A 26,044-nucleotide genomic window follows, 5' to 3' on the forward strand; every position below is an offset into this window, starting at 1 on the left:
TAAGAGGGTGGTTGTTCTGCAAAGACCTGTTGACCTCGATGACGTTCAGGCCATTGAAGCCCTGGACAGCATGGGCATGTTCGGTACCGCGCGGGACCTCCCCGAGCAGTGCAGCCGCGCCCTGGATACGGCAGCCGACGTTCCGCTGCCGGCAGGCGGGCCGTTTCAGAATATCGTCGTGACCGGCCTCGGCGGCTCGGCCATCGGCGGAGACCTTTTACGCGTTTACGCTTTCACGTGCCTGGACATTCCGGTTACCGTTAACCGGGGTTATACATTGCCGCGTTTCGCGGGTCCCCGGACCCTGGTGTTGGCTGTAAGCTTTTCAGGCAACACTGAGGAAACGCTCGGCGCATACAACGAGGCCCGCCGGCGAGGGGCGGCGATCGTAGCTGTAACGAGCGGCGGCCAACTGGCTGCACAGGCGCGACGGGATGGGGTGCCGCTCATTACCGTGCCCGGGGGTATCGCCCCGCGATCGGCTATCGGTTATCTCTTCCTGCCGCTGTTAATGCTTTTGGACAGACTGGGTCTTGTCAACGGGATTGAAGCCGAGGCCGCCGAGGCGGTGCGCATTTTGCGGGAACTGAGGATACGATACGATCTCGAGGCTCCCTTAACGGAAAACCCGGCAAAACAAATGGCGATGAATCTCCAAGGCCGTATCCCCGTTATCTGGGGGGCAAGCACCACCACCGAGGCTGTCGCCCAGCGCTGGAAGGGTCAGATAAACGAAAACGCCAAGGCCCCCGCCTACTGGAACGTCCTGCCCGAACTCAATCACAACGAGATCGTCGGTTTCCAAGCCCCGACCGATATCCTTCACCGGATCTGGCTGGTCTTTCTTCGTGACCCTGACGATCATCCGCAGGTGCAAAAACGGTTCGCCGTCACCAGGGAGATTGTCGGCAAGGTGGTTGCCGGTGTTTCCGAGGTCGAGGCTTCGGGTAAGGGACTCCTGGCCCGGATGTTTTCCCTTATCTACCTGGGGGATTACGTAAGCCTGTACCTTGCGTGCCGCTACGGGATCAATCCCGGGCCGGTGGAAGTGATCGACCGTTTAAAGAGTACGCTGGCCAAAGGAGAATAATTGGCACCCTTGGCGCACTTGGCAGTCGGTACTAGAGCGACTTGCCCAGCACTCAGCCAATCGGTCTATGTTAACCCTTTCTTAAACAATGTCCAGCAGGGTCAGTAAAGCAATCAGCCAGGAAACTGTTGATTCGGCTCCCTGGTTGGCGTTAACCCCCTGCGGCGTCAGCCCGTCACAGCAGCCACCCGTCGTGAAGTCATAAAGCGGCATGTTCAGGTCGTTATGACCGAGAAACCAGTTCAGGCATCGCTTAGCATGCTCGATCCATTTGAAGTCTCCGGTGCCGCGGAAAGCTTCAACACATGCGTCCGTCAGGGCCATGGCCTCGAGGGGCTGCTGGTCAAACTTTGCCTTCAGTCCGTCGCGGTTCATCCATCCCATGTTGCCGATCAGGGAAAGGTGACCCTCCGGTGCTGTTTGCTGGGCCAAAAGCCATTGGAGGACGGACAACCCGGCGGCCAGCATTTCGTCATTACCCTGAACCCGCCCCGCAATCAGTAAAGCGTGCGGCAGCTTGGCGTTGTCATAGGTCAGAATGTCCTCACACCACGGCCAGTCCAAAGAGACGTTTTCCCGGAACCGCCTGTGGAGTCGTTCGGATAATGTCCTGGTCAGCCTTCGGACCTCGGCGTCACCGGAGTAAACCTCGAGGTAAGTACACAGACCAACAATGGCCAAGGCCCACGCCCTGGGAGAGGAGAAACCATCCAGGACGCTCAAACCCTCGTTGAAGATTCTCGTAGCGATCGCCCTGATGGAGTCTGAGGGAGCAGAACGCACAGTCACACCAAGTCCCCAGAGCGCTCGGCCATGGGAATCCTCGCTGCCCACCGTTTCCAGCCAATGCCGGTCGTAGGACATGAAATTGCGGAAGCGGCGCGTCTCCGGGTTGAAGGCGTGGAGGAGAAACGCCAGGTACTTTCGGATCAAGGGAACCATTTCCCGGGAATGGTAGAGCGAGTAATACATGCAGGCTACAATCAGCGCCCGGGCATTATCGTCAAGGCAGTACCCGTGGTCACGGTTGGGAATGGTATAAGCACAGTGCTGGAGGATACCGGTATCGTCGGTCAACGCCTGCAGGTGATCGAGGTTGGGCGTCGGCAGCTTGTCCACCATCCTGGTCGTAGAAACCCCGCCGTAAGACGGCTTGGGTTTGCACATCCGCCTTTCAAGGACAAGCGAAAACAGTTCAAGGTACGAACGCGCCACTTCCTTCCAGGCCATCTTCCGTCCGAACTGGTAGGCCCGCTTCCGCATCGCATTTGTTTCGCCTTCATTCTCGATAAGGCTGTTGATCTCCCGGGCCATGGCCCCGATGTCATCGAAGGGGACGAACCTACCCCGCCCTTTGTCCAGCAGCTCCTCGGCATGCCAGTACGGAGTAGAGATAATCGCTTTGCCGGCTCCGAGGGCGTAGGAAAGCGTTCCGGAAGTGATCTGAGATGCCGACTTGTAAGGTGTCACAAAAATGTCGGCCGCCATGATATACTGGCAGAGCTCGTCGCGATCAACGTATTTATTGTCGAAGCGCACGTGATTTTCAAGCCCGAGGCGTTCGACCAGCTGATGAAGGCTGTGCCGGTAAGCGTCACCGGTATGCTTTAGAACATGCGGGTGGGTGGTACCAAGGATAATGTAAAAAACCTCGGGATGTACGGCGACGACCTCGGGAAGGGCCTTGATCACAAGTTCAAAACCTTTGCCCGGATGCATCAGGCCAAAAGAAAGGATGACCTTGCGTCCCTCAACGTCAAAGGCATCTTTATAGAAATTAGGGTCAACAAAGGCAAAATCGGGAATGCCATGGGGAATGTAAGAGATCTTGCTACCCGGAATGCCATAAATGTCCTGCAGCATTCTTACGCCTCGCTGGTTCATGACCACCAGATGCTCCGAGTAGGCGGCAAGCTCGGTGAGAACGGCGCGTTGTTGTTCCGATGGCTCGCTCAGCACCGTGTGCAGGGTGGTGACAACGGGAAGGTGAAGGTTCTTGACGAGATGCAGGATGTGTGCTCCGCTTTTGCCTCCGAATATGCCGTACTCATGCTGGACGAGAACGATATCCGGCTGCTTTACGTTGAGAAACTCGGCAGCGCGCAGGTAGTCAGACAGGCTTGAGTCCCGGATCTGGAAACGAACCTTTGGATGATAGGGATATCCTCCGTCGATGTCATCCATCGCCACCACGAATACCTGATTTCCGTTACCCAGCTCGTCATCCATGGCCAGACAAAGGTCTTCGGCAAAGGTAGCCAGCCCGCATTTCCGGGGTACGTAGGTCCCGATCATGGCGATGGATCGCACCCTGGTTTTGCCAATGAACGTGCCCATTTTCCCCCTCCCTTATCTCCCTTGTCTCTCTTTTGTCTTGGTCCTTATAACAGGCACCTGTTTATCAAATCCTTGACCGGAATTGAGGCGAGCCCGGATTCCCAGTCAGACATAGCATAGGTGATAATCAGCTCATCGCGGTGGATAACCGCCCCGCAGGTATAGACCACGTTCGGCACGTACCCCTCACGTTCGTACTCATTGGGGGCGAGAATAGGTTCCTGCGTCCGCCCGATAAGCCTGGACGGGTCATTCAGATCCAAGAGATCAACCCCCAGACAATACTTACGCATCGGCCCGACCCCGTGGGTCAGGACCAGCCAGCCGGCCTCGGTCTCGATGGGCGAACCCCCGTTACCGATCTGGACGAACTCCCAGGGGCTGAGCGGGCCCCGGATTAACTGGGCTTCTTCCCAGCAATAGATATTGTCCGTATAGGCGATGTAGTTACTTTCGTTATCCATGCGCGCCAGGGCTGCGTACCTTCCATTGATGCGCCGGGGGAACAGTGCCAGGCCCTTGTTCCGCGCCGCCCTGCCGACGAGAGTGGTCGACTTGAACTTAAGAAAGTCGTCGGTTTCAAGAATCTTGGAGGCAATTGTGAAACCGTTATATCCCGTGTACGTTCCGTAATAAGTAACCGTTCCGTCATCGTCGGTAAAACGGACAAACCGCGCGTCCTCTATGCCCCGGCACTCGTTTTCGGCCGCAGGGAAAAGAACGCGCCCTGAAATGCGGGTGTCACTGCGGAATTGTACCGTATACACGTTCTTGCTTAACCAGCCGAGGACTTCCCGGATCGCCGATTGAAAGCGTTTAGGGAAGGTCCTTTGCACTTCTGCTTCTTCGATCACCTTATCGAGTTGTTTTAAAGTAAAGTCTTCCGGCAGCCGGTCGACAATTACCCGTAAAAACTTGCCTGCCATTCCCCGGCTTTTGAGCTGGGCCTCAAAAAGTGCCCGGTTATAGGTTTCGGTGGGAATCCATTCCGGAGTCTCGATATGACAACTGAGAGGCCGGGTCATAATGCGGTACTTGTCGTCAAGCACGCACGACCTGAATTCAAGGGACGATATATGCCCCTCGCCAACACACCGGAAGGTGATAAGATACCTTGCATGATCGACCGGGAGGTTCTCCTGGTCGGGGTGGGGCACAATCGACGGATTAAGGACACCAGCCGACTGAATAGAATACTCGTTGGTAAAATAAGCCCCCAGCAGGAGTCTCCGGCTCTCGGAAACCTTGGCGTCCTCCGGCACGTACCCAGCAATAAGCTCATAATTCCTTTGCAGGCTCTCAATAAAGCGCCGGTGCCGGTAGGCAAATTCCTCCATTACCTGATTGAGAAGAGATGTAACCTCATCTTCGGAAAGAGTCATCACCCGCTTGATGATGCTGCGTACCCGTTCTTCACCCCCGGGGATAAACGGCCTGACGATGACCCGGTGGCAATCGGCCTGTCTGATCTTGCCTCTGCGTGTCGCCAGAATGCACGCTGCGCCGTTTCGTGGCATCTTTTCTACCGCCCTTTTAAGTGTCTTGCTGTATTTATTTGTATAGCAGAATCATGGTTTTGGTGTATACCGTTAACGGTCAGTCACTATCCAGTTCGGCAAGAAGCTCCGTTGTCCTTTGTTCCAGAAGCTCTCGATCACCCCGCGTTTCCACATTTAGCCGGACAACAGGCTCGGTATTCGACATCCGGAGATTAAACCGCCACCGTTCAAACTCCAGGCTTATCCCGTCGGTTTCATCCACGCGCAGCGCCTCTTTCTCGTACTTCGCCCGAATGCGGTTGATGGCAGCCAGCGGATCGGGAACCCTTCGGTTAATTTCCCCGCTGATCGGATAAAGCTTCATCCGTTCGCCCACAAGCTCCGAAAGCTTCTTCCCTGTCTGGCTCATGATTTCAAGAACCATGAGCCACGGGATCATTCCGCTGTCGCAGTAAGCAAAGTCGCGGAAATAATGGTGCGCGGACATCTCTCCGCCATAGACGGCATCTTCCGCCCGCATTCGTTCCTTGATGAACGCGTGCCCGGTTTTACTCTGTACGGGGATCCCGCCGGCCGTTTTCACGATTTCAATGGTGTTCCAGGTCAGGCGGGGGTCATGAATGATCTTGGCGCCGGGGTAGCGTTTGAGAAACTGACCTGCCAGCAGCCCCACGATATAGTAACCCTCTATGAAAGAACCGTTTTCATCGAAAAGGAAACACCGGTCGTAATCTCCGTCCCAGGCGATCCCTACGTCAGCCCCGGCCTTACGGACGGCCTCGGCTGTAACCCGACGGTTCTCGGGCAAAAGCGGGTTCGGAACCCCATTGGGAAACGTCCCGTCGGGTTCGAAATACATCTTTTCAAAACGGAAGGGCAGGTGTCTTTCCAGCCTGTCGATGACCATCCCGGCTCCGCCGTTGCCCGCATTGCATAAAACCTTAAAGGGTTTGAGACCGGACAGGGCAACGTATTTCAGCAGGTGCGCCACATACCTGTCGTAGATGTCCACTTTCCTGGTTTTCCCCGGGACAGATACCGCCGGTGAACAAGCGCCCGGGTTGCCGGCTCCGACCATTGCCTCAATGTCCCTGAGCCCGGAATCCCCGCTGATCGGTTTGGCCTTTTCCCGGACGAACTTCATACCGTTATAGTCCGACGGGTTGTGGCTGGCCGTGACCATGATGCCGCCGTCCACATCCAGATCGAAGGTGGCGAAGTAAACCACCTCCGTCCCGCAAAGGCCGATATCGATTACCGTAACCCCGCTCTTCGTCAGCCCGTTGACCAAGGCTTCGGTTAAAGACGGGCTGGACAGGCGGACATCGTGTCCGACAACCACCCTCCTCGGCCTGAGGAGTGCCGCGTAGGCACGGCCGATGGAGAAAGCCAGTTCCTCGTTCAACTCGTCGGGAACCCTGCCGCGGATGTCATAGGCTTTAAAACACGGGACCCCGGCACATTGTTTACTCTGATACGCTCCTACGCCTTGTCTTCCTTTTTCCGTTTCACTAAGCAAGTCCTCCACCAGCTTCTTTAATTCCTCAGCATGTGCTTTGTTCATGACCAGGGTTTTATCCCCGGAACGGACGACCACGGTCTCAGTGACACCAACCAGGGCCACTGTCTCCTCCCTGTCTTCAGAGAACACGATGTTGTTCCGGGCGTTCAGCGTCCTGACCCGCCCCCGGACGGCGTTGTTCCAATCATCCTTTCCCAACAGGCTCTCCAGAGCCGTCCATCCGCCGATGTCGCTCCACGAGAAGGGGGCAATCACTGTACGTACGTTGGCGGCCCTTTCCATTATTCCATAGTCGACTGATATGGCAGGAAGCTCGGTGAAGACCCGCCGGAGGGCGGCGCGCCATTCAGGCGAACGGTCGCCGGCAACAATGGGTTTCAAATACTGCAGGTGTTCCGGCAGGTGTTGTTCCAGTGCGGCGATAAAGGTTTCCGCGGTCCAGACAAACATCCCGCTGTTCCAAAGATACCGGCCGCTTCGAATGTAGCGCTCGGCTGTCGCCGCATCAGGTTTTTCCTTAAAACTCTTCAATAAGAAATGGCTTATGCCGGCATCCTCGGCGACCTGGTCACCCAGTTCCAGATAGCCGTAGCCGGTCGCCGGATAAGCGGGTTTGATGCCGAAGGTGTACAGCGCCCCATCCCTGGCCGCATACCTTGCTGCCGACAAAAGCGCCCGGACAAATTGTTCGGACCCGTCAATCCTGTGGTCGGCAGGCAAGACAACCATTGTAGGATTGCCAAAACGTTTTCGGCACAACAGCGCGGCCAGCGCGACCGCTGCCGCCGTATCGCGGCGGACGGGCTCGCCGATGATGTTCTCCGCCGGTATGTCGGGGAGCTGCTCGCGAACCAGCCCGACAAAACCCTCGTTGGTCAGCACAAGAATACGCTCCGGCGGGACGAGCGACGCTACACGGTCGTAGGTTCCCTGCAGCAGGGAGCGCTCGCCAAACAGCCGGACAAACTGCTTGGGCCTGTTCGCCGTACTCAAGGGCCAGAAACGCGTTCCAACGCCTCCTGCTATGATTACCGCCACCAGGTTGCCGTCATCCATGGTTCTCATACCCTCACCGTCCCTTGTCTAAAACGGGGCACGGGAATGGTTCAGGCACAGGTCGACCAGTTCACCGATCCTCGCCGTCCCCACGCACATTACGGTATCCGCGCCCCCCCAGTAAAGCTTGACGGAGCCGTCATCCTCCGGTACCGCGCCGCAGGTGAACACGACATTGTGCACGTATCCGGTGATTTCCCAGGGATCTTCGGGCTGCAAGATCCAATCATCCGCCACCCCCAGTATTTTTGACGGGTCCTTGAGGTCGTGCAGGGCAACGCCAAGCCTGTATACCGAACCATCCATCGTCGGGAACACCCCGTGGTAGATATGCAGCCACCCCCAGTCTGTCCTGATGGGAGTCGCCCCCGGTCCTATCTTCATTTCATCCCAGTGATATTGAACGGGTTTCATAACTACACGCGAATCCCCCCAGTGAATCAAATCCGGGGAATAGGATATCCAGATCGACCAGGGGGAGATTTCGGAGTGCGGGCGGTCCAGCCGGGCATAGCGGCCTTCAAAACGCTGCGGGAAGAGAACCACGTTCCGGTAGTCGGCCTGGGTGATCAACGCTATCCGTTCCACGCTCTGGAAGTCTCTGGTCCGGGCCAGCGCGATACGAACTCCATGGCGTGAATAGACGCTGTATGTCAGCAGGTACTCATCATCAATAGGGCATATGCGCAAATCCTCAACGCCGTATTCTTCATACTCGGCAAAAACACCTTCCGTAGCGGGAACAAGAAAGGGCTCGGGATGCACCTTGAAGGAAAAGCCGTCGTCGCTTTCGGCCAGGCCGATAATCGAACGGCCGTTGTACCGGTGGGACCGGAAAAGCATTACATAGCGGCCGTTGCGCTTCACGACGCCGGCGTTGTGAACGGTCGCTACCGGGTACGGAACATCGTCCCTGGTCAGGATGGGATTGCGTTCGTAACGCGTTACGATGGCTGGGTGCAACACAGTTCACTCCTACATAACAGATTGCCTGGTTATATCCAGGATTCGTTGATACACCCGGATATAGTCATCCGCCATCCGGGCTGAAGTAAACCGTTCTTCGACGGTCTTACGGCACATTGCGCGGTTAATGGCCGGAATCTTTTCCACCGCTGTTACCGCTTCTTCCACATCTCTTACCAGAAAACCGTTGACACCGTCACAGATCAGCTCGGGCATGCTTCCCCGGTTAAAGGCGATGACAGGCGTGCCGCAGGCCATGGCCTCGACCACGGAAAGCCCAAAAGGTTCGTTGAAGTTAATCGGGTGAAGAAGAGCATAGGCGCTTCCCAGCAGGTTGTCACGCTCCGCCGGCCCGATACTGCCTATATAGCAGACGTTTTTACCGTCGAGATGCGGCTTCACCTCGCGGATGAAATAGTCTCGGTCCTGGATGATCCCCGCCATAACCAGCCGGCGGCCGCAACGCCGGGCGATCTCTATCGCTTCGCGCGCTCCCTTGTCGTGATGGATCCGGCCGAAAAAGAGCAGGTCGGCTCCGCCCTCCGGATCAAAAGTAAACCTGTCCATGTCTATGCCATGGTAGACCGTAGCCACATAATTGAGTTCCGGGGAACGGTCCGCATTACTGATCGAGACGTAGAAGCTGCTGCCGTTGTATTTCTTATATACCGGCAGGATCTTCGGCGACGAAAAACCGTGTATCGTGGTCAACACAGGGGTTTTGACCAGGCGACTGTAACTTAACGGTAAAAAGTCGAAGTGGTTGTGAATAAGGTCGAATTCGCCGGCGGACTCGAATACCTCCGAAATGTGCAGGCACTCCCAAACCTTCGGGTCAAGCCCGGGGTCCTCCTCATACCCGGTGGGGCATACGGCCCGAAGTTCCGCCGCAGTCAAGGAGTCCGCAGTGGCAAAAAGAGTGACATCAACGCCCCTGGCAACGAGTTCTTCCGTCAACAACGAGACAACCCTTTCCCAGGGGCCGTAATGCCGGGGCGGGGTTCTCCAGGCAACAGGCGCGAGCATGGCGATACGCATAAATCTGCCCTCCCTTCGATACTAACTTTTCAAACGCTGGGATTAAATACCTTTTCTATTTAATTGAGCTTTTAAGCCCCGGGTCCGATGCAGATAAAAAAGGCCTTTATACCTCACCGAGCGAGTGCAGTTTAAAGGCCGCTTCTTTCTGTGATGAAAATTCCGATGGTAGTACTACTAGTAATGCTACGCGCTTTCGACCATTCTCATTTCTTCCTTGTTTGTCGTGTAGACGTCCACCAGGAAGGTAAACACCTGCCCGTCACGGATGATATTCAAAAACAGCGCGTCGGTATGAAAGCCTTCCGCCTCCATATTGGCCGTTGTGAAGCGGTCACGCTGCCACTCCAGTTCGATCCTGTCCCCCTCTTGCAACAACCTGGCAATGGTTGCACACCTGCGGTTTTGCCGGGCGAGCATAAAAAACGCTGCGGCACGGACCAGTTTGCCGTCCTGGTCCGCCTCGTTTACAAAGCGGGTTTCGGTGGCAATGCGGTACGGGTGGTCCAGATCCTCCTCCCTTGTCATTTCGATATAGCCCTTCCCGTCCTGGTAGATGAAAGCCATCGTATAGGCCGATCGCAGTTCTTCGACGTCCATTTTAGTCAGCCCCATCGCGAAACACCCTTTCAACAGTCTTCTATACCTTATCTTACCACAAAATATGAGGTTAACGTCAGGGTACCGCATAGTAAGGGATGCCGCTTCGCCGCGCTTCCCGGGTGGTGATAACCCCTTACCATTTAATAATCAAGTGAATTTGAGAGCTTGGATGAGAATGGTTGACTTCTTCTTGGCACAAGAGTAGTATGGTAATTGCCCCCTGCGGGCAAATAGGTACTTGAAAGGAGGGTGTTTACCATGACAACCTCTAAAACCGGCCACGACGACTTTGTCCAGGAGTGTCTGGACGACCCATACTGCTGTTCGGAACTGCCGCGGGCCGAGATGCTCATGGGCAGAGCGTCCTTTGGCTTCGTTCTATTGCCGGTCATTGGCTTCCTGGCTGTAGTCTGCTCAATGGTCTTCGTTCCCTCTCTGCTCTAACTTTTCTTAACTCGCGAACGACGCAACCGAACAAAGAGCCGGGCCTCGTCAAAGGCCCGGCTCTTCCTTGTTTTCCAACGTCCCGCTCTCAGCCGCTGACAGCGCCGGCCCGTCTTTCCGCCGCCTTGCGCCCGGCCACTATCTCCAGGAAAGTCTCTACACGCGTACGGATCTGGCCTGCGTCATGCTGGCCGTAGTCGGTCTCGATTTTCAGGGAAGGGATACCGGTACGTTTCAGAGCCTTCTCAACTTGATAGGCCTCAACAGCATAGGGATCACAAAAAGAAAGGATGTAACTGATGACTCCGTCGGCACGGTGCGCGCGGGCCATATCAACAAGCTTTTCGAGACGCCGGGAATTGGGCGTAAAGCAGGCGCAGTCGGGCTCCAGGTGCCGGGCCGCCACCCCGGCCAGCATCTCGTCCAGGTCCGCTCCTTCTCGCTCCTCGGTGAGGGTCTCGAAATAACGGGACCCCGTGCACATCTCCTCACCGACGATGACCGCCCCCGCCGACTCGACGATGAAGGGCACCTTCCAGTTGGGTATGGCCATCGGGGTGCCGCTTACAACCACGCGAGGCGTCCCCTCCGGGGCTATCCCAACGCCTTTGCCGACCCGCTCTTCGAGTTCGTCGCAAAGGGCGTTGACCTGGGCCGTGAAACGGTCGACGTCGTCGTAAAACGCGATCTGGTTGATCAGCAGGGCATCGCGGCCCGAAATCGGTGCCGGGTCGGCCTGCCTCAACCTGTTAAGGCGCTGCAGAGCCCGGCGTTTGGCATTGACGCGGCGGATGCTCTCGGCAAGGGAGTCACTGGTGATGCGCTTCCCGGTCAATTCCTCCAGCTTAAGGGCCAGCAACCGGATTTCCTCCATCCAGAGCATGCGCCCCACAGGACCTTTCCTCTGAGGGGTCTCCATGACGTAAACCGGGGCGAAGTCAGCCAGCACTTCGAAGGCCTTCTTCTTGCCGTCGCAGGTCGTTTCCCCGACCAGGAGGTCGCACGACTCCATGTAGGGACAGACGCGGGCCAGCTTAAAGCCCATGAACGACTTGATCAAGGGGCAGATATTGCGCGGGAGCACGGCTTCGGCCTCCGCGGCGCCGATATCGAGGCCGGAACAAAGGCCAACGTAGACCGCTCCCGCGGCCAGGACCAATTCCTCGGGCACGAAGATGCAGAAAGTCCCGACCACCTTGCCGCCGCTCTTCTTAAACTCCTGCAACTCCTGTACGCGCAAGCCGTGAATCTCGCTGACCACGAAGTCGAAATACTCCATCCCCTTGGGGCGGTTCTCTTGCCGCATATATACCTCCCCGTACGTCGGAGGCAACGCCTGAAGCAACTGGTCGTGCGCCTCGAGATCCAGACCCAGCTCGTCCCACATCTTGGTGTAATCGGCCAAAACAACCTCACTCCCTGACAGGTGGCTTTTGCCTAGATCATATATGCTGTTAAGTTATTAGTCCAATTCCCTTTTGTTATGACAGAAAGATAAATAAGTCGGCATGCAATTGGCTCTTTCCTTGCCCAAAGCAATGTAGTATCGTTCTTACAACAATCCAATTTTGGGAGAGGATCGTATGCCTTACGCCTTCGCGGAAAGAGTCGGCCGGATGCAAAGCTCAGCCATCCGAGAAATCCTGAAAATAACCGAAAGCCCTGGCGTCATTTCCTTTGCCGGCGGCTTGCCGGCACCCGAAATGTTCCCGCTTGATGCATTACGCAAGGCCGTCAACGACGCGCTTGACGAAGGCGGAGCAGCGGCGTTACAGTACAGCACCACCGAGGGCTACCTGCCGCTCCGGGAGAAGATCGCCGGGACCATGCGGGAGAAAGGCGTCGACGCCGAGCCGGAAAACGTCTTCCTTACCAACGGCTCCCAGCAGGCCCTGGACCTGCTGGCCAAGCTCTTTATCGACCCCGGCGACGCTGTAATCGTGGAAAACCCGAGCTACCTTGGCGCCATCCAGGTCTTTCGCAGTTACCAGGCCCGTTTCGTGGCTGTCCCGACGGATGAAGGCGGCATTGTGACCGAAGCGCTGGAAAAGGCCATCCGCGAGCAGCGCCCGAAGTTTATCTACCTTACACCCACCTTCAAGAACCCGACCGGGATCACCATGCCCCGTGAAAGGAGGGAAGCCGTGGCCGCTCTCCTGGAAAAGTACCGGATACCGCTGATAGAAGACGATCCGTACAGCGAACTGCGCTACGCCGGGGAGGCCGTCCCCCCGCTGAAGAGCTTTGACCGGACGGCCCGGACGATTTACCTGAGCACCTTTTCCAAGACGATCGCCCCGGGGCTGAGACTGGGATGGGTCGTGGCCGAAAAGGATCTGGTATCGAAGCTGATCCTGGCCAAGCAGGGCACCGACCTGCACACCAGCACGCTGGTCCAGCGGGCGGTCTACCGCTACCTCACCGCCGCCGACGCCTCCGGACACATCAAAACAATCCGGCGCGAGTACGGGCGGCGGCGGGAGACGATGATCAGGGCGATGCGCGAACAGTTTCCTCCCGGTGTCGCCTGGACCGAGCCCGAGGGCGGAATGTTTCTCTGGGTCACTCTCCCGCCGGGACTGGACAGCGGCACGCTGCTTGAGGAGGCTGTCGCTGAAAAAGTGGCCTACGTCCCCGGCGCCCCGTTCTTCGCCACGGGCGGGGGCGAAAACTGCCTGCGGCTGAATTTCTCGAACACCCCGCCCGCCAGCATCAAAGACGGCATCGGCCGGCTGGCCCGCCTGCTGGGCCGGCGCATGGCAAACCAAGGCGGGACTCGGGGGTAACGGATGGCTACGGAGGAAGGGCTACGTTCCCCGAACGCCGGGGCTCTTTTGCTTAAATCCATAAGGGCCTCCAGGTAAGTTTGCATGGCGTGGTTTCCCTGCAGGCTGCCGGTTTGAACGGCCAGCGGAAAAACGCCGGGAACAGGCTCGTAGCACCAGATCTTGTTCGTCAAGAATGGTTTGATCCTCCTGGGCGGCAGCAGGGGAACAATGTCGTGAACGTTGACGAGGCGCGCGCTCCCCGCCACCATCGCGCCGTACGCATAAGGCGAACTGCAGGTCGCCGACGCGGGGAGCGCCGAAATTATACATTACAGGCATCCAACTTCCGGCGTCAGACTTCTTTTTTAGCCAGGCGCAGTTTTTCAACAGCCTCATAGCAGGTCGGTAAGACCGAGCAGGGGCGGCGGCGGGCACCGTAGAATTCCTTTCCATGTCACATATATGCTTAAAAAAGCATTGTCACTCATGAGCAAGGTGACCCCGGAAAGGACTGGTGCCCTATTCACTGTTCATCCCGACTTAAAATCCTGATCACGCTCTGCCTCGGTTTCGGAATTTTGTCCGCTGCTTTCCTTCCCATGCAGGCCGCAGCAGGCGGCGGCATCGGTATCGTCATCGACGGCAAAACGGTAACCGTCCCGCTGGATGATCAAGCCCCTTTGATCCTTGACGGGAGGACCTACGTTCCCCTGCGGATCATCGGCGAAGGCTTAGGCGCGAAAGTGGAGTGGCGTTCGGCAACCAGGCAGGTCATCATCACCACGTTTAGCAGTGGTTCAGGGGCCGTACCCTCTCGCCCGCCAGGTCGGCAAAACGACGTGCAGATCGTCATTGACGGCAGGGTTCTCGCCATTCCGCCGGACTACGGGCAGCCCCTCGTAACGCGGCTGGGACGGACGGTAGTGCCGCTCCGGGCGGTGGGCGAGGCCTTGGGCTGCGAGGTCAACTGGCGCAAGGAGAGCCGCACGGTCGACGTAAAGTCGCGGCTGACCTTCCCTGTGCCCAGCCGCGGTGCGGAACCGTCAACCCCGTCCAGCACGTTGTTCCAGGAGCTGGCCGCATACCGGACCAACTTAAAGCTGCTCGACGGTTCGGTCATCAGTTCCGCGGAACTGCTGCACAAAAGCGAGGCGGACTTCAGCACTCAACAAATAGAGCAGTTCAAGACCTATCTCAGTCAACTAAGCAAGTATCCCTCGACCGTCAAATTGCCCGACGGGACGGTCATAGCCATGGCCGACCTGACCATTCAGGGACCTGCCGTAGCCACCGCCGGCCAGTTGAAAGCATGGCTGGCGGCCGAAACGCCGCGCATCCGGGCCAAAATGGCGCAGCAATACGGCCGGGAATTCGTCCCCATTCCCGACCTTGCCGAGCTCTACCTGCGCATCGGAGCCGAATACGGCATCCGGGGAGACCTGGCCTTCTGCCAGGCCGCCAAGGAAACTCACTACTGGCAGTTTACCGGCAGCGTCCAGCCCTTCCAAAATAACTACTGCGGCCTGTGGGCCACCGGCAGCCCCTGTACCGGCCAGGAACCGTTAAACGGGGCCGACCCCCAGCTGGTCCGGTTCGAGCCGGGGATTCACGGGGCGATTTTCGCTTCCCCGGAGGCGGGCGTCGAGGCCCACATCCAACACCTTTACGCCTATGCCTGCCGCAACCCGCTGCCCCCCGGCAAGGTTTTGGTGGACCCGCGCTACAACCTGGTCGCCCGGGGCTCTGCCCCCACCTGGCAGAAACTGAACGCCCGCTGGGCCGTGCCCGGCACGACCTACGGCCAGAGCATCATCTACGATTACTGGCTGAAAGCCCTGACTTTTTGATTATTGACATTCAAATTAAGGAGAAAAAACCTCCTATAGTCTCATCCTTTCTAGGACTTTGATCTCTGGTTCGGCGACCGCCCGGTGAATTATACTTGAAACAGCAGCACGGTTTTCCCAACCTTTCGCAGCCCAGTTTTGACGACGGTGCGAAGCAAAAACTGTCATCAACCTGCTTCAGCAGCTAGCTGAACTGCAGAAGATAAAAGTTTAACAGGCCACCTCCTCCTAACCCCTATTCGGGGTATTTTTTTGTCATTTTTTTCTGTAGATCTGCCTTATAACATCAGAAAAGACTCGTTAAAACTCGTTGAATTTTTGGCAAGGAGGTATCTGCAATGTTTCACCGTTATCGGCGGGGCTTGGCCATCGCCGTCACGGCCGTCAGTCTCCTGGTCCCTGCCGCCATCCCCGCCCCGGCGCCGGCAGGGGAGGGAGTGGCCGCTGCCGCAGCCGGCGTGCTGCAAAACAAAGTCAGCCTTGAAGAAGCCATAAAGATCGGCAGGAACATTTATCCCGACACCGCTAAGTTTGAACAGTTCACTTCGGACTACACAGAGTACAAAGGCCGCGGAGTCTGGCACTTGAGATGGAGCAACAGCCGCGAACCGGGCGGTCAGTGCATGATCACCGTCAGCGCCGCCAGCGGCGAGGTCCTGAACATCGACATCTACAGGGGCTGCCGCTCCGGTCGCTTCGACGGGCTTCCCGCCTACACTCGGACCGAAGCCCTGGAAAAGGCCAAGCAGGTGGCCAAGCAACTGGTTCCGGACAAATTTACCCAGTGCATACCGGCGCCCCAAGACCCTATGGAGAATGCTAGAGTCTTTCCGCTGCGCAACCGAACCTACCCCGTAATGTACAACTACGTGTTCCTGCGCACGGTGAACGGCATCCCCGTCAACGGCAACACCATTACTGTCGGCATCAACGCCGAGACCGGGGAAATGCAGAACTTCAACCTGTCCTGGGAGGAAAACCTCAACCTTCCCGATCCTGCGGGACGTCTCTCCCCGGATCGCGCCGCCGCCATCTTCACCGAAACCGGGCTGGAACTGGCCTACATGTACTTCGGCCCGCGCGACCGGGACACCGACGTCGAGCCAAGGCTCGTCTACCAGCTGCGCGACGGCAGATTCCTCCTCGACGCGCTGACCGGGAAACGCCACGACTCTCTCAACGGCCCCTATTACTTCGACGTGACGGGAGATTTCTTCGGCGGGGGCGGCGGGGAACCAATGACGGCCAGAGCCCAGAAAATGCCCTTAACGGTCGTGGAACAAGAGGCCGTCGACAAACTGGGCAAGCTCCTGACCGCCGACCAGGCCCGGATGAAGGCGGAAGCGGCCTATTCTCTGCCGCCCGAAATGCAGCTGACAAGCAAGGAACTGATGGCTAACTGGTCCGTACCGGGATCGAAAATCTGGAGCTTCAACTATACCGACAAGGAAAAGCGCCTCTCTCTCAATGTCAGCGTGGACGCCCGGAACGGCGAACTTCTGGGTTTCGCTCGCTACGATAACGAGCCTGATTATCGCAACGCTCCGGAAGTCAAGTTGAGCCAGGCGCAGGCCCAGGAAATCGCTCAGAACTTCATCAAAAAGCAGCAGCCCTCGCGCGCGGGACAGGTTGTACTTCGGCGGAGCGAGAAGGAGCTGGGTCCCTGGAGCAAGGCGGGCGATGAAAGACCTCGCTCCTATGTCTTCGAGTTTGCCCGTATGGTCAACGGCATCCCCTACCCCGAAAACGGTTTCAGCGTGACCGTCAGCTCGGTGACAGGCGAAATTACCAACTACCAGATGCGCTGGTGGGACACTACTTTCCCCGCGGCTGCCGGCGTCATCAGCCAGGCCGCGGCCAGCGCGCGCTTCCTGGAGAAACACCCGCTGATGCTGGAGTATGCCCGGGCTTACGCGAAGTGGCCGGCGGAACAGACTGACCGTGCTGCATATTTCCTGCTGTATCACCCGACAAACCTGTGGCCGGCGGCGATGCTCGACGCCAATACGGGACAGGAAATAGACTATGAAGGGAAACCGGTGGCCGACCGCCGACCCGCCTTCACCGACATTACCGGGCATCCCGCGGCCAAGGACATTGATCTCCTCGCTGAGCAGGGCATCGTCACCGCCAAGGACGGACGCTTCCGGCCCAACGACGTCATTACCGGCAAGGAACTCCTGGAGATGCTGGCCAGGGCAGCCGGCGAGTCGGGCGGATACCAGCCTTTGAACGAAGAAGACGATCAACAGCTGCTTGACCGGGTGCTGTCCTTAAGGATCATTGAGGATGCCGCGGGCTTCGATCCCGCGCGCCAGGTAACCAGGATCCAAGCGGCCAGGTGGCTCGTCAACAGCCAGGGTTTCGGGCCGCTGGCGCGCCACGGCGAGGCTTTCAAACTTGCGGTGAAGGATGCGGGCCTCATTAATCCCGCCGACCGCGGATACGCGGCGGCCGCCCTGGCAATGGGTTACCTTACGCCCCAGGACGGCGGAACGTTGGCGCCCAACCGCCCGGTTACCCGCGGGGAGGCGGCCGGCATGCTGGTACGCGCTCTGCTGGCTCACTAGCTTCACTCTATCCTTCCCATCTAGAGGCCAGGGTTTGCAACCCTGGCCTTCTCTTTTGGATTAGAACCTTGAAGAAAAGGTATTCTAATCTCAGATACGGATATGCATCAAAATCGGAGGGGATAAACCGATGGAAACAGGAATGCGTGAAGCTGTCGAACCCGAACCCTGCATGAGAGCCGACACAAGAACTGTAACCTACCCTTCCTCCGAGGACGAGGAAGGTGAAGGCGAGCAAACCGCTAAAAAACGGTTGCGGGACGAGGACCAGCCCGAGGGGGTCAACCTGGAACGATGCAACCCCGTAAAGGATTATACCGCTGGCCCTGTATACGACCTGTAAAGATTAGTACATGCAGGACGCCAAAATAACGCCACGACCGGCTACGAGCGGATCATCACCAGCATCATCTTGAACGGCGACAGCGCCCGCAGGGCATGGGGCTCGTTCGCCGGCATGATGATCATTTCGCCGGCTTTTAACTGGTGCGGCCGTCCGGAAATCGTGATTTCCACCTCGCCGTCGACAACAATGACCAGGGCGTCGAAGGGCGCCGTGTGCTCGCTCAGACCCTGGCCGGCATCAAAGGCGAAAAGAGTAACCGTGCCCGTCTTCCTGTCCAGGATCGTCCTGCTCACCACGGCACCGGGCTGGTATTCGACCAGCGTTACCAGTGTCTGGGTTTGTCCCCGCAGATCCTGCTCCATTCTCGAACCTCCTTGGCTGTTTTTTTTACAGTTTATCCCCGCAAGAAAAAACCCTTCCGGTTCCCAAGAAAAACCTCATTAGCAGAGACCTGACCGCCGCCGTGCAGTAAGCGGACGGACACGGGAAGAAAAGCCAAGGGGCTGCGGTGTCCTCTTCCAAAACTCCGGTGGAATTCGCGCAGCGAATTCCTTCGAGTCTGACGACTGACGACCGACGACTGTAATTCCTGTACAAGGTTGTGAACGCTTGTGTGGCCGGGTGCCGGGGCAGAGTTGTGGAAAAAGGTTTAAACGGGAAAGCAAACAGACGGGAAAGCAGCTGGTAAGAACTTCACGGGATTACAAAGCGGGGGGCTGCCTAGCCTTCCGCACATCGACATCGAGTCCCAGAAGCTCGCGCAGGATGTCCTTCCACGTTACGATGCCCTCTACTTCTCCGCCCGGAGAGAGAACCGGCAGGCAGGAGATATTGTTTGTCAGAAGCAGTCTCGCAGCGTCTTCAATGGTGGTCTCCCTGGTCACAGTCAGAGGTTTTCTGGTCATAATCTGGTAGGCTTTCTTCTTGAGGGTCAGCGCGTCGCGGCTGTTTTCCGAAATGGTACCCACGAAGGGGCTCAGGTGCTTGTAGAGGTCACGGTCCGAAATGATGCCCATGAACTCCTTGGTTCGGGTATCGATAACCGGGATGTGGTGAAAACCTGTATTCTCGAAAAGCCGCATGATATGCTCCAGGGTGGCGTCCAATCCTACGCTGACCACCCGTCTCGTCATAAAATCCCCGATGACCATCGTTACACCCGCGCCCCCTATTTAATTTGGAAACGATGAATGCTTTTTCCACATCTTTCGACATAAACCCTTTTTTAGTGATAAATGTGCCGCCATCCAGTTTCACACCTCGATGCCGGCAAAGTAATTATCTGTTTCCACTTCTAAATCAGGAGCGGCCAAGCATAAGATATCCCCCTATGCTTCCCTGTACGTAATTGTCCCGTCTATGAATTCAGTTTCGGCGGGCGGAGGATGAACGAGCTTGCACTGCCCAGAGCCGCCACGGCTGCGGCCAAGAAAAAGGCAGTGCTGAAAGAGCCGGTCTGGTCGGCCAGGTAGCCGGCAACCGAAGGGGCCGCCGCCTGCCCGACGGCGAAGAAGAAGGTCACCATCCCCAGGGCGGCCGGAGCCAGCAGCGGCCCGACGTAGTCGCCGCAAGCGGCGGCCACGATACCAGGAATGCTGAAAGCGGTAAGACCGTAGAGTAAGGCCGAGGCGTAGAGGGGACCCGGGCTGTCGGCTATGCCAAACAGGAAGTAGCAGACGGCCTGAAGGCCGAAGACAACAGCCAGGGCGTATTTACGGCCCAGATGATCGGAGACTGTCCCCCACATGACGCCGCTGAAAACAGCGACGGCACCCATCGCCGACCACACTGCCCCCGCCTGTGCCTGGGTAAACCCTTTATCGGCCGTCATCGCTGCCGCAAAGAAAGTACCATAGATTATATAGGAAAAACCGAATAACAGATAGACCACGCCCAGATACCACAACGCCGGAGAGGTATAAACGCTGCCCCACGAAAGGCGGTTACCGCCGCTTGCCGCCTGTACCGGCCGCTTGCTTGTTACGGCCTGAGCTTCAGACTCAAGGCCGATAGGTTTAAATCCCTTTTCGGAAGGCTTATTCCTCAAAAAGACACAGCTCAATAGGGCCAGCAAAACCACCGTGCCGCCCAGGAGAAACCAGCTCAGGCGCCAGCCGTTTTCCGGCCAGGCTGCGATCACTCTTGGCACTAGAAAGCCCGTAATAAAAAAGCCCAATCCCGAGCCGCCGACCAAAAACCCGGCAGCCATGCCGCGCCTTTTAGGAGCAAACCATGCTGATACAAGCCCCATTACGGGAACGTTGCTGCCAGCACTGCCCAGACCGGTTAAAAAGCGATAGATCACCGCCTGGCCGAATCCCCCGGCGGCACCGGTAAGGAACATGGTCACCCCGGTGAGCAACATCGAGCCGCCAATGATAAGCCTCGGGCCGAACCTCGCGGCAAGGAACCCCCCGATCAGGGAGAAAGCCGTGTAGCCGATAAGGTTACCGGTTGCGATGATCCCCATCTGGGTGTTGTTTAGCAAAAGGCCGGCCTTCATAGACGGTAAAATGGTGGCGTAGCCGAACCGGGCAAAGCCCAGGGCTCCCATGACAGTAAGAATACCGACCATTAAGATAACGTAGCCGTAGTGTAAACCCTGCCGGCTGGCGGTCTGGTGCCCGGTTTCCGCCGGGGATCGACGCAAATCCGTTCCCCCCTGTTAATTACATTGACCGCGACGCAAGCTTCACGAAATCCCGGGGATGTCCTCCCCGATAACTGAAACGCTTGCTTTTCTAACAGCTATTTTTAAGGATAGATTAAATTTAACACGCCGTGATTCCGGTTCCTTAATCCGAAATGTTCAGGCCCTGGCTTTCTTCCCACAACATCTCCATGATCTCTTTCTTGATGGAAGCGAACTCCGGAGACACCGTGACGCGATGGTCCCGCGGACGCGGAATCTCCACTTTCAGCCTGGTCCTGATGCGTCCGGGCCGGCGGGACATGACGTAAACGGTATCGGCCAGCAGCACCGCTTCGTCGATGTCGTGGGTGATGAATAGCACCGTCGTCTTCTCCTTCTCCCAGACCGACAGCAGCAGGTCCTGCATCGCCACTCTGGTTTGGGCGTCCAGGGCACCGAAAGGCTCGTCCATCAGCAGTATTTCCGGTCGGTTGGCCAGCACCCGGGCGATAGCCACCCGCTGTTTCATCCCTCCCGAGAGCGTTTTGGGGAGAGCGTTTTCGAACCCGGCAAGACCTACAAGTTTGATATAGCGCAGGGCTGTTTCCCGTCGTTCTCCGGGAGGGGTGCCTTTAATCCTCAGGCCGAATTCCACATTCTTCTGCACCGTCAGCCATGGGAAAAGCGTATAGGACTGGAACACCATCCCCCGGTCGGCTCCCGGTCCGGTGATCTCGATACCGTTCATCAGCACCGAACCGCTGCTGGCCCTGTCCAGCCCGGCGACAATATTAAGCAGCGTAGATTTGCCGCAACCGCTAGGCCCGACAATTACCGCCAGCTCGTTCTCGGCAACTTCCAGGTCGATTTCCGCCAGAGCGTGCACCGGATGGCGGAGATCCCCAAACACTTTGCCAACTTTCCGCAAAACCAGCTTACTCATGGCCGGTCACCCACTTTTTCGCTCCAGGGCACAGCCACCCTGGTCAGCCACTTAAAAAAGTAGTCCGTCGCCAGGCCTAACAGCCCGATGATCACCAGGCCGGCAAAAATGCGGTCGATGGCCAGAAAGCGCTGCGCCCGCAAAATCATGTAGCCCAGGCCCGAGTTGGCGGCCACCAACTCGGCCACCACCAGGTAGGTCCAGGCCCAGCCGATGGTGATGCGCAGGCTGTCCATAATCCCCGGCAGCGAGGCCGGCAGCAGCACCATCAGGTAAGTCTGCCTCTTGGATGCTCCCAGGGTGGCTGCCGCCCGCAACAAATCGCGGGGCACCTTGTTGACCACGTCACTGACCATAAGTACAAGCTGGAAGAAGGTCCCCAGAAAGATGATCACAAACTTCTGCACGTCCCCGATACCGAAGTAGAGGATGGTGAGGGGCACAAGGGCCACCACCGGCAGGTAACGGGCGAAGTCGATGACCGGCTCGCACAAGGCCTCAACATGCCTTGAGGTGCTGATCATCAACCCCAACGGGACAGCCACCGCAACCGCAAGCGCCCAGCCCACCACGACACGGTACGTGCTGGCCAGCGTATAGGGGATGAGAATCCCTTCCGCTTGCATCGATCCGAAAGCGCGAAAAACTTCGCCCGGCGTGGGCAGAAAAACACCACCCACGACCCCGCCGTAAGACAGGGCACACCAGGCCAGTACCAGCAAGAAAAAAGAAAGTAGGGTAAGAGCCCCACTTATCTTCATTTTGCAGACCAATGTCGTCTATCTCCCGTACTACCTATTTTGTCGCCTTTTTGACGGAACTGTCGTCGATCAATGCTGCGAAGTCAACGCCCTTGTCGATGATTCCTTTTTCAGTCCAGAAGTGCACGGCCCGCTCGGCTACCTTATAAATGCTGTCCTCGGAAGCCTGATCGAAGAAGGCCAGGTTTTCATCCTTACCCAGGAACTGCACGCCCCGGGCCATTTCGGCAACTTCTTCGGTCCCCAGCCCAAGGGCTTTCGCCATGATCTCGTTACCCTCGTCGACATGCTCCCGGTAGTAATCGATGGCTTCGAACCAGGCCTTGGTGAGGCCCAGGGCCGCCTCCGGATGCTCCTTGACGAAATCCTCGCGCATCACGAGCACATCGATGATCGTCTTCGGGAAGTCCTTACTGCTGACCAAGACGTGGCCGCCCTCACGCTGGCTGGCGTTGGTCAGCCAAGGCTCCCAGGTCACAGCGGCGTCCAGTTTTCCGGCTACAAACGCGGCCCCGGCATCGCCGGCACTCATCTCCTGAATGGTCACGTCCTCTTCCTTCAGGCCGTACTTGTCAAGCACGCTGAGGAAGAAGAAGTACGAAGTGGACGACTTATCAAGGCCGACAGTGGCGCCCTTGAGGTCTTCGACCTTGGCGATTTCCTTCTTGGCAATAATACCGTCGCCGCCGGCCGATTCGTCCATCGCAAAGATGAGTTTCTCCGGTGTCCCTTTGGCAAAATGGATGACTTCCCGGTCCAGGACGTTGCCCAGGGCCTGGATCTGGCCTGAGGCCAGAGCTCCCGCATACTGGGACTCGTCCTCGATAATAACCAATTCCGGCGCAATGTTATACTTGGCGAAGAAGCCCTTTTCCTGCGCGATATAAAGCGGTGCATAGCCTACCCACGTGCAGTGCGCAAGCTTGAACTTCACCGGCTCCGCTTTGGACGGTTCTTTCCCGCCGCCGCAGCCGGTCAGGAGCAGCAAGAATGCAGACAGTAAGACTAAGAAAGCAAGAGACCTTCTGGACACTTTCTCCTCTCCCTCGCAAAATATGGATGCCCTTATTATTCTTGCTGTCGTATGAAATACCTGCTCAATACGCAAAAATGGGCGACTGCGGCCAAGCTCTGTAATGCCGGCAACAGCCTTTCTCTTCAGCCGGTTTCTCTTCAGCCGGTTTGGTCGCTATTGCAGGTTTCCAGGAAGGATGCAGACTGATCGCCGCCGAATGGTTAAGCAGCAAATCCCTAATAAGGAAGACGATAATGGGGAACGGCGTGTACACTTTCAACGGCAAAATCATTCGCCGCGATGACAGCGAGTATATTTCTGCCGACAAAACCAGATTACTGCAGCTGATTGATGCCATCCTGAGCCAACCGGATATTGCCGGTCTCAAGACCAGGACAGCGAATCTTAAAAGAATCGTCGAGGCGTTGGACGATGAACTGGTAAACACTAACGGGGAAGGCATACTTTTGAAGCTTAAGCCCCTTCTTGAAGAACTCCAGCAGATCCTGGATGCCTATACATACGAGCGGGCTTACTACTATGCCCAACGCTTAAAAAAGAGCCTGACCGAAGCTAAGACCGGCAGAATCAATGACATCAATCTCCGCCGCTGGAAGGACTATGAGGAGATTATTACGGACAGCCTGTGGAACATCGACCGCCGCGACCAATCCGGAGCTCACCTGGGATGGTACTGGGGCAATTATATTCCCCAGATCCCCCACCAGCTCATGCTGCGTTACACAAGGAAGGGAGACTTGGTCGTCGACCCCTTTGCGGGCAGCGGCACCACGCTGATCGAGTGCCGGCAGCTGGGCCGTCACGGCGCCGGTGTCGAGATCAACCCGGCTACCGTTGAGAAAGCCCGCGAGCTGATCACCGCCGAAGAGAACCCTCACAACGTCACCACCCGGGTCGAAGCGGGAGACAGCAGGTACTTTGACTTTAAAACGCTGATTCATGATATGGGGTTTGATGCTGTCGACCTCTACCTTATGCACCCCCCGTATCACGACATTATTCAATTTACGTCGGACCCAAACGATCTTTCCAATGCCCAATCAACAGAAGATTTTCTGCAGATGTTCGGGGCCGTGCTCGACAACACCCTGCCACTTTTGCGTAAAGGACGTTACGTGGGCATCGTCATCGGGGACAAGTACAGCAAAGGAGAGTGGATCCCACTGGGTTTTTACTGCATGCAGGAAGCGATGAGCCGGGGCTTAAAGCTGAAAAGCATCGTCGTGAAGAACTTTGAACAAACCAAAGGCAAGCGCAGCCAGAAAGAACTCTGGCGCTACCGCGCCCTGTTGGGCGGCTTCTACGTCTTTAAGCACGAATACATCCTGATCCTGGAGAAAACCAGGTAAAAATAAGGGGCGATAAGGTGCATCTTTTTATCGTTTCCGAAAGTACATTGCCGATACATCTTGCGTATGGGTTTGCAGGAGTAAGGAAAGAGAACGATTTTTCGTGGAGTAACGTCGACGGGATACACGCCAGCAACGAGCGTGCCCAAGCTGCGCTGTATGCCGACGTCTGTCGAGTTCATGCCGGAGACGAGATCCTCTTTTATCTGGAACGGCCTTCGGCCGACATCAGCCGGGAAGGCGGACGTTTTTTCGGCATCTTCGAGGTTCTTAGTCCCTATCCATTCTACGAACCAAAAGGTGCCTATCTCCTGGCCGAGCTAGGGATGCCCCTCCCTTACAGACTGTTAATTAAGCCCAAGGTAGTATATCGTGAAGGACTGACCGAATGGCAGCTGATGGACGAGATGACCGACTTCCAAAGCGTCTTCGAGATCCCTTGGACATTGATTTATCGGAAGATGACAGCTAAAAGAGGCTGCACTCCACTCCTCCCGCACGAGTCGGAGATAATCAAAAGAATGCTTGACCTGCGCAACGCAGGCCAGGTTCTTGGAGCGAGCAAGGTTGGCTTCGCTCACGAAACAATCAGCCTGTCCCCGTCAACGCAGCAAAGGCCTTATCTGGGAGATACCCTTTTGTTTGACAGGGTCGACCGGCGCCTTATGGACCTCATGAACCATACTGACCGGTCTTTTGAGCTCCACCTCCAGGCCTACTTTATGCAAGAGCTTAAGCGCAACACTAAGCTTACCTCGCTGCTATTTCCTGGAGTAGAAATCACTTGGATCGGCAACGAGATCTATTGCGGTGCGGGAATGCAAAGTATTGATATCTTGATCTACACAAAGAACAAGTATAATACCTTTATCCACCTGTGGGAACTAAAGTCTCAAGAAGCAGACGAGCAGGCCGCTGCCCAGCTAAACCGCTATATTAAGTGGCTAAAGGCCCATGTGCCAGGTATTTCGGTCCACCAGATTATTCCGACCATCGTGGCGCCAGAAGTGAGAGACAGTTTTCGCGCCGACCTGCAGATTTTTCTCAAAGGCCATGGTATCGCCCATTACCGTGAAGTTCGCTTCGACTGTTGCCTGAATTTCGTCCAGCAGATGCGTTCCGTTTATTGAATCGTCTTTGTTAATGCCCTCCAGGTGGTTTTTGTCGGCGAGAACAGAATGGCTCCTTCGTCTGATATTTCACGTACTTCTGGCTGACTTAAGGAACATAATCTGAT

Annotated in this window: 21 protein-coding genes and 1 pseudogene; 8 read left to right on the plus strand and 14 right to left on the minus strand. The window is 56.8% G+C overall.

All coding sequences use genetic code 11. The features are described 5' to 3' along the window. Positions 1-7: 7 nt before the first annotated feature. Positions 8-1,090: a bifunctional phosphoglucose/phosphomannose isomerase gene (locus tag ACPV0M_RS08455; protein WP_425620223.1), complete on the plus strand. Its 1,083-nt coding sequence runs from the start codon at positions 8-10 to the stop codon at positions 1,088-1,090. Between the two features lie 81 nt (positions 1,091-1,171). Here ACPV0M_RS08455 and ACPV0M_RS08460 read toward each other — a convergent pair whose 3' ends face one another. The 7 genes and pseudogenes from ACPV0M_RS08460 to ACPV0M_RS08490 form a co-directional block, all read right to left on the minus strand. Next, positions 1,172-3,427 (minus strand): glycosyltransferase, encoded by a 2,256-nt coding sequence (locus ACPV0M_RS08460; RefSeq protein WP_425620224.1) that lies wholly within the window; start codon positions 3,425-3,427, stop codon positions 1,172-1,174. 44 nt (positions 3,428-3,471) lie between these two features. After that, entirely contained in the window at positions 3,472-4,944 is a 1,473-nt protein-coding gene (locus ACPV0M_RS08465) for a glycoside hydrolase family 130 protein (protein ID WP_425620225.1), read from the minus strand. A 79-nt stretch (positions 4,945-5,023) separates the two neighbouring features. Beyond that, complete coding sequence (locus ACPV0M_RS08470) at positions 5,024-6,355, minus strand: phosphomannomutase (RefSeq protein ID WP_425622169.1); 1,332 nt, start codon at positions 6,353-6,355, stop codon at positions 5,024-5,026. A gap of 147 nt (positions 6,356-6,502) precedes the next feature. Beyond that, a pseudogene (locus ACPV0M_RS08475) lies at positions 6,503-7,513 on the minus strand (mannose-1-phosphate guanylyltransferase); the annotation flags it as partial. An 18-nt stretch (positions 7,514-7,531) separates the two neighbouring features. Beyond that, positions 7,532-8,467: a glycoside hydrolase family 130 protein gene (locus ACPV0M_RS08480; protein WP_425620226.1), complete on the minus strand. Its 936-nt coding sequence runs from the start codon at positions 8,465-8,467 to the stop codon at positions 7,532-7,534. A 12-nt stretch (positions 8,468-8,479) separates the two neighbouring features. After that, positions 8,480-9,508 (minus strand): glycosyltransferase family 4 protein, encoded by a 1,029-nt coding sequence (locus ACPV0M_RS08485; RefSeq protein ID WP_425620227.1) that lies wholly within the window; start codon positions 9,506-9,508, stop codon positions 8,480-8,482. 186 nt (positions 9,509-9,694) lie between these two features. Next, the gene (locus ACPV0M_RS08490; RefSeq protein WP_425620228.1) at positions 9,695-10,123 is read right to left on the minus strand and encodes a hypothetical protein; all 429 of its coding nucleotides are present in this window, start codon (positions 10,121-10,123) and stop codon (positions 9,695-9,697) included. Positions 10,124-10,369: 246 nt separating this feature from the next. On the opposite strand from ACPV0M_RS08490, the gene ACPV0M_RS08495 reads away from it, so the two are divergent. After that, the gene (locus ACPV0M_RS08495) at positions 10,370-10,555 is read left to right on the plus strand and encodes a hypothetical protein (protein WP_425620229.1); all 186 of its coding nucleotides are present in this window, start codon (positions 10,370-10,372) and stop codon (positions 10,553-10,555) included. A gap of 88 nt (positions 10,556-10,643) precedes the next feature. Here ACPV0M_RS08495 and ACPV0M_RS08500 read toward each other — a convergent pair whose 3' ends face one another. Beyond that, a complete protein-coding gene (locus ACPV0M_RS08500) occupies positions 10,644-11,960 on the minus strand; it encodes a double-cubane-cluster-containing anaerobic reductase (RefSeq protein WP_425620230.1) in 1,317 nt (438 codons plus the stop codon). A gap of 178 nt (positions 11,961-12,138) precedes the next feature. On the opposite strand from ACPV0M_RS08500, the gene ACPV0M_RS08505 reads away from it, so the two are divergent. The 4 genes from ACPV0M_RS08505 to ACPV0M_RS08520 all read left to right on the plus strand — a co-directional run bounded on the left by ACPV0M_RS08505 (position 12,139) and on the right by ACPV0M_RS08520 (position 18,083). Further along, positions 12,139-13,341: a PLP-dependent aminotransferase family protein gene (locus ACPV0M_RS08505; RefSeq protein ID WP_425620231.1), complete on the plus strand. Its 1,203-nt coding sequence runs from the start codon at positions 12,139-12,141 to the stop codon at positions 13,339-13,341. A gap of 560 nt (positions 13,342-13,901) precedes the next feature. Next, positions 13,902-15,170, plus strand: a complete 1,269-nt coding sequence (locus ACPV0M_RS08510; protein ID WP_425620232.1) for a stalk domain-containing protein — start codon at positions 13,902-13,904, stop codon at positions 15,168-15,170. Positions 15,171-15,508: 338 nt separating this feature from the next. Continuing rightward, positions 15,509-17,740 carry a YcdB/YcdC domain-containing protein gene (locus ACPV0M_RS08515; protein WP_425620233.1) on the plus strand — a complete coding sequence of 744 codons (2,232 nt, stop codon included), beginning with the start codon at positions 15,509-15,511 and terminating at the stop codon, positions 17,738-17,740. 130 nt (positions 17,741-17,870) lie between these two features. Then, positions 17,871-18,083, plus strand: coding sequence for a hypothetical protein (locus tag ACPV0M_RS08520; RefSeq protein ID WP_425620234.1), 213 nt, complete (start codon positions 17,871-17,873; stop codon positions 18,081-18,083). Between the two features lie 41 nt (positions 18,084-18,124). Here ACPV0M_RS08520 and ACPV0M_RS08525 read toward each other — a convergent pair whose 3' ends face one another. The 6 genes from ACPV0M_RS08525 to ACPV0M_RS08550 form a co-directional block, all read right to left on the minus strand. Continuing rightward, a complete protein-coding gene (locus tag ACPV0M_RS08525; RefSeq protein ID WP_425620235.1) occupies positions 18,125-18,448 on the minus strand; it encodes a cupin domain-containing protein in 324 nt (107 codons plus the stop codon). A 339-nt stretch (positions 18,449-18,787) separates the two neighbouring features. After that, positions 18,788-19,237 (minus strand): CBS domain-containing protein, encoded by a 450-nt coding sequence (locus ACPV0M_RS08530; protein ID WP_425620236.1) that lies wholly within the window; start codon positions 19,235-19,237, stop codon positions 18,788-18,790. Between the two features lie 206 nt (positions 19,238-19,443). Beyond that, complete coding sequence (locus ACPV0M_RS08535) at positions 19,444-20,736, minus strand: MFS transporter (protein WP_425620237.1); 1,293 nt, start codon at positions 20,734-20,736, stop codon at positions 19,444-19,446. 145 nt (positions 20,737-20,881) lie between these two features. Then, complete coding sequence (locus ACPV0M_RS08540; protein ID WP_425620238.1) at positions 20,882-21,661, minus strand: ABC transporter ATP-binding protein; 780 nt, start codon at positions 21,659-21,661, stop codon at positions 20,882-20,884. Continuing rightward, positions 21,658-22,434, minus strand: coding sequence for an ABC transporter permease (locus ACPV0M_RS08545; protein WP_425620239.1), 777 nt, complete (start codon positions 22,432-22,434; stop codon positions 21,658-21,660). Before ACPV0M_RS08545 ends, ACPV0M_RS08540 begins: the two co-directional genes overlap by 4 nt. A 22-nt stretch (positions 22,435-22,456) precedes the next feature. Further along, positions 22,457-23,455, minus strand: a complete 999-nt coding sequence (locus tag ACPV0M_RS08550) for an ABC transporter substrate-binding protein (RefSeq protein ID WP_425620240.1) — start codon at positions 23,453-23,455, stop codon at positions 22,457-22,459. Between the two features lie 236 nt (positions 23,456-23,691). Between ACPV0M_RS08550 and ACPV0M_RS08555 the strand changes: the two genes are divergently transcribed. Both ACPV0M_RS08555 and ACPV0M_RS08560 read left to right on the plus strand, forming a co-directional pair. After that, on the plus strand, positions 23,692-24,807 hold the full coding sequence (locus ACPV0M_RS08555; protein ID WP_425620241.1) for a DNA methyltransferase: 1,116 nt from the start codon (positions 23,692-23,694) through the stop codon (positions 24,805-24,807). 17 nt (positions 24,808-24,824) lie between these two features. Then, positions 24,825-25,937: a hypothetical protein gene (locus ACPV0M_RS08560; protein ID WP_425620242.1), complete on the plus strand. Its 1,113-nt coding sequence runs from the start codon at positions 24,825-24,827 to the stop codon at positions 25,935-25,937. Positions 25,938-26,044 lie beyond the last annotated feature (107 nt).

The sequence above is a fragment of the Desulfosceptrum tomskiensis genome (genome assembly GCF_049818055.1).
Lineage (GTDB): Bacteria > Bacillota > Desulfotomaculia > Desulfotomaculales > JASEER01 > JBFLVT01.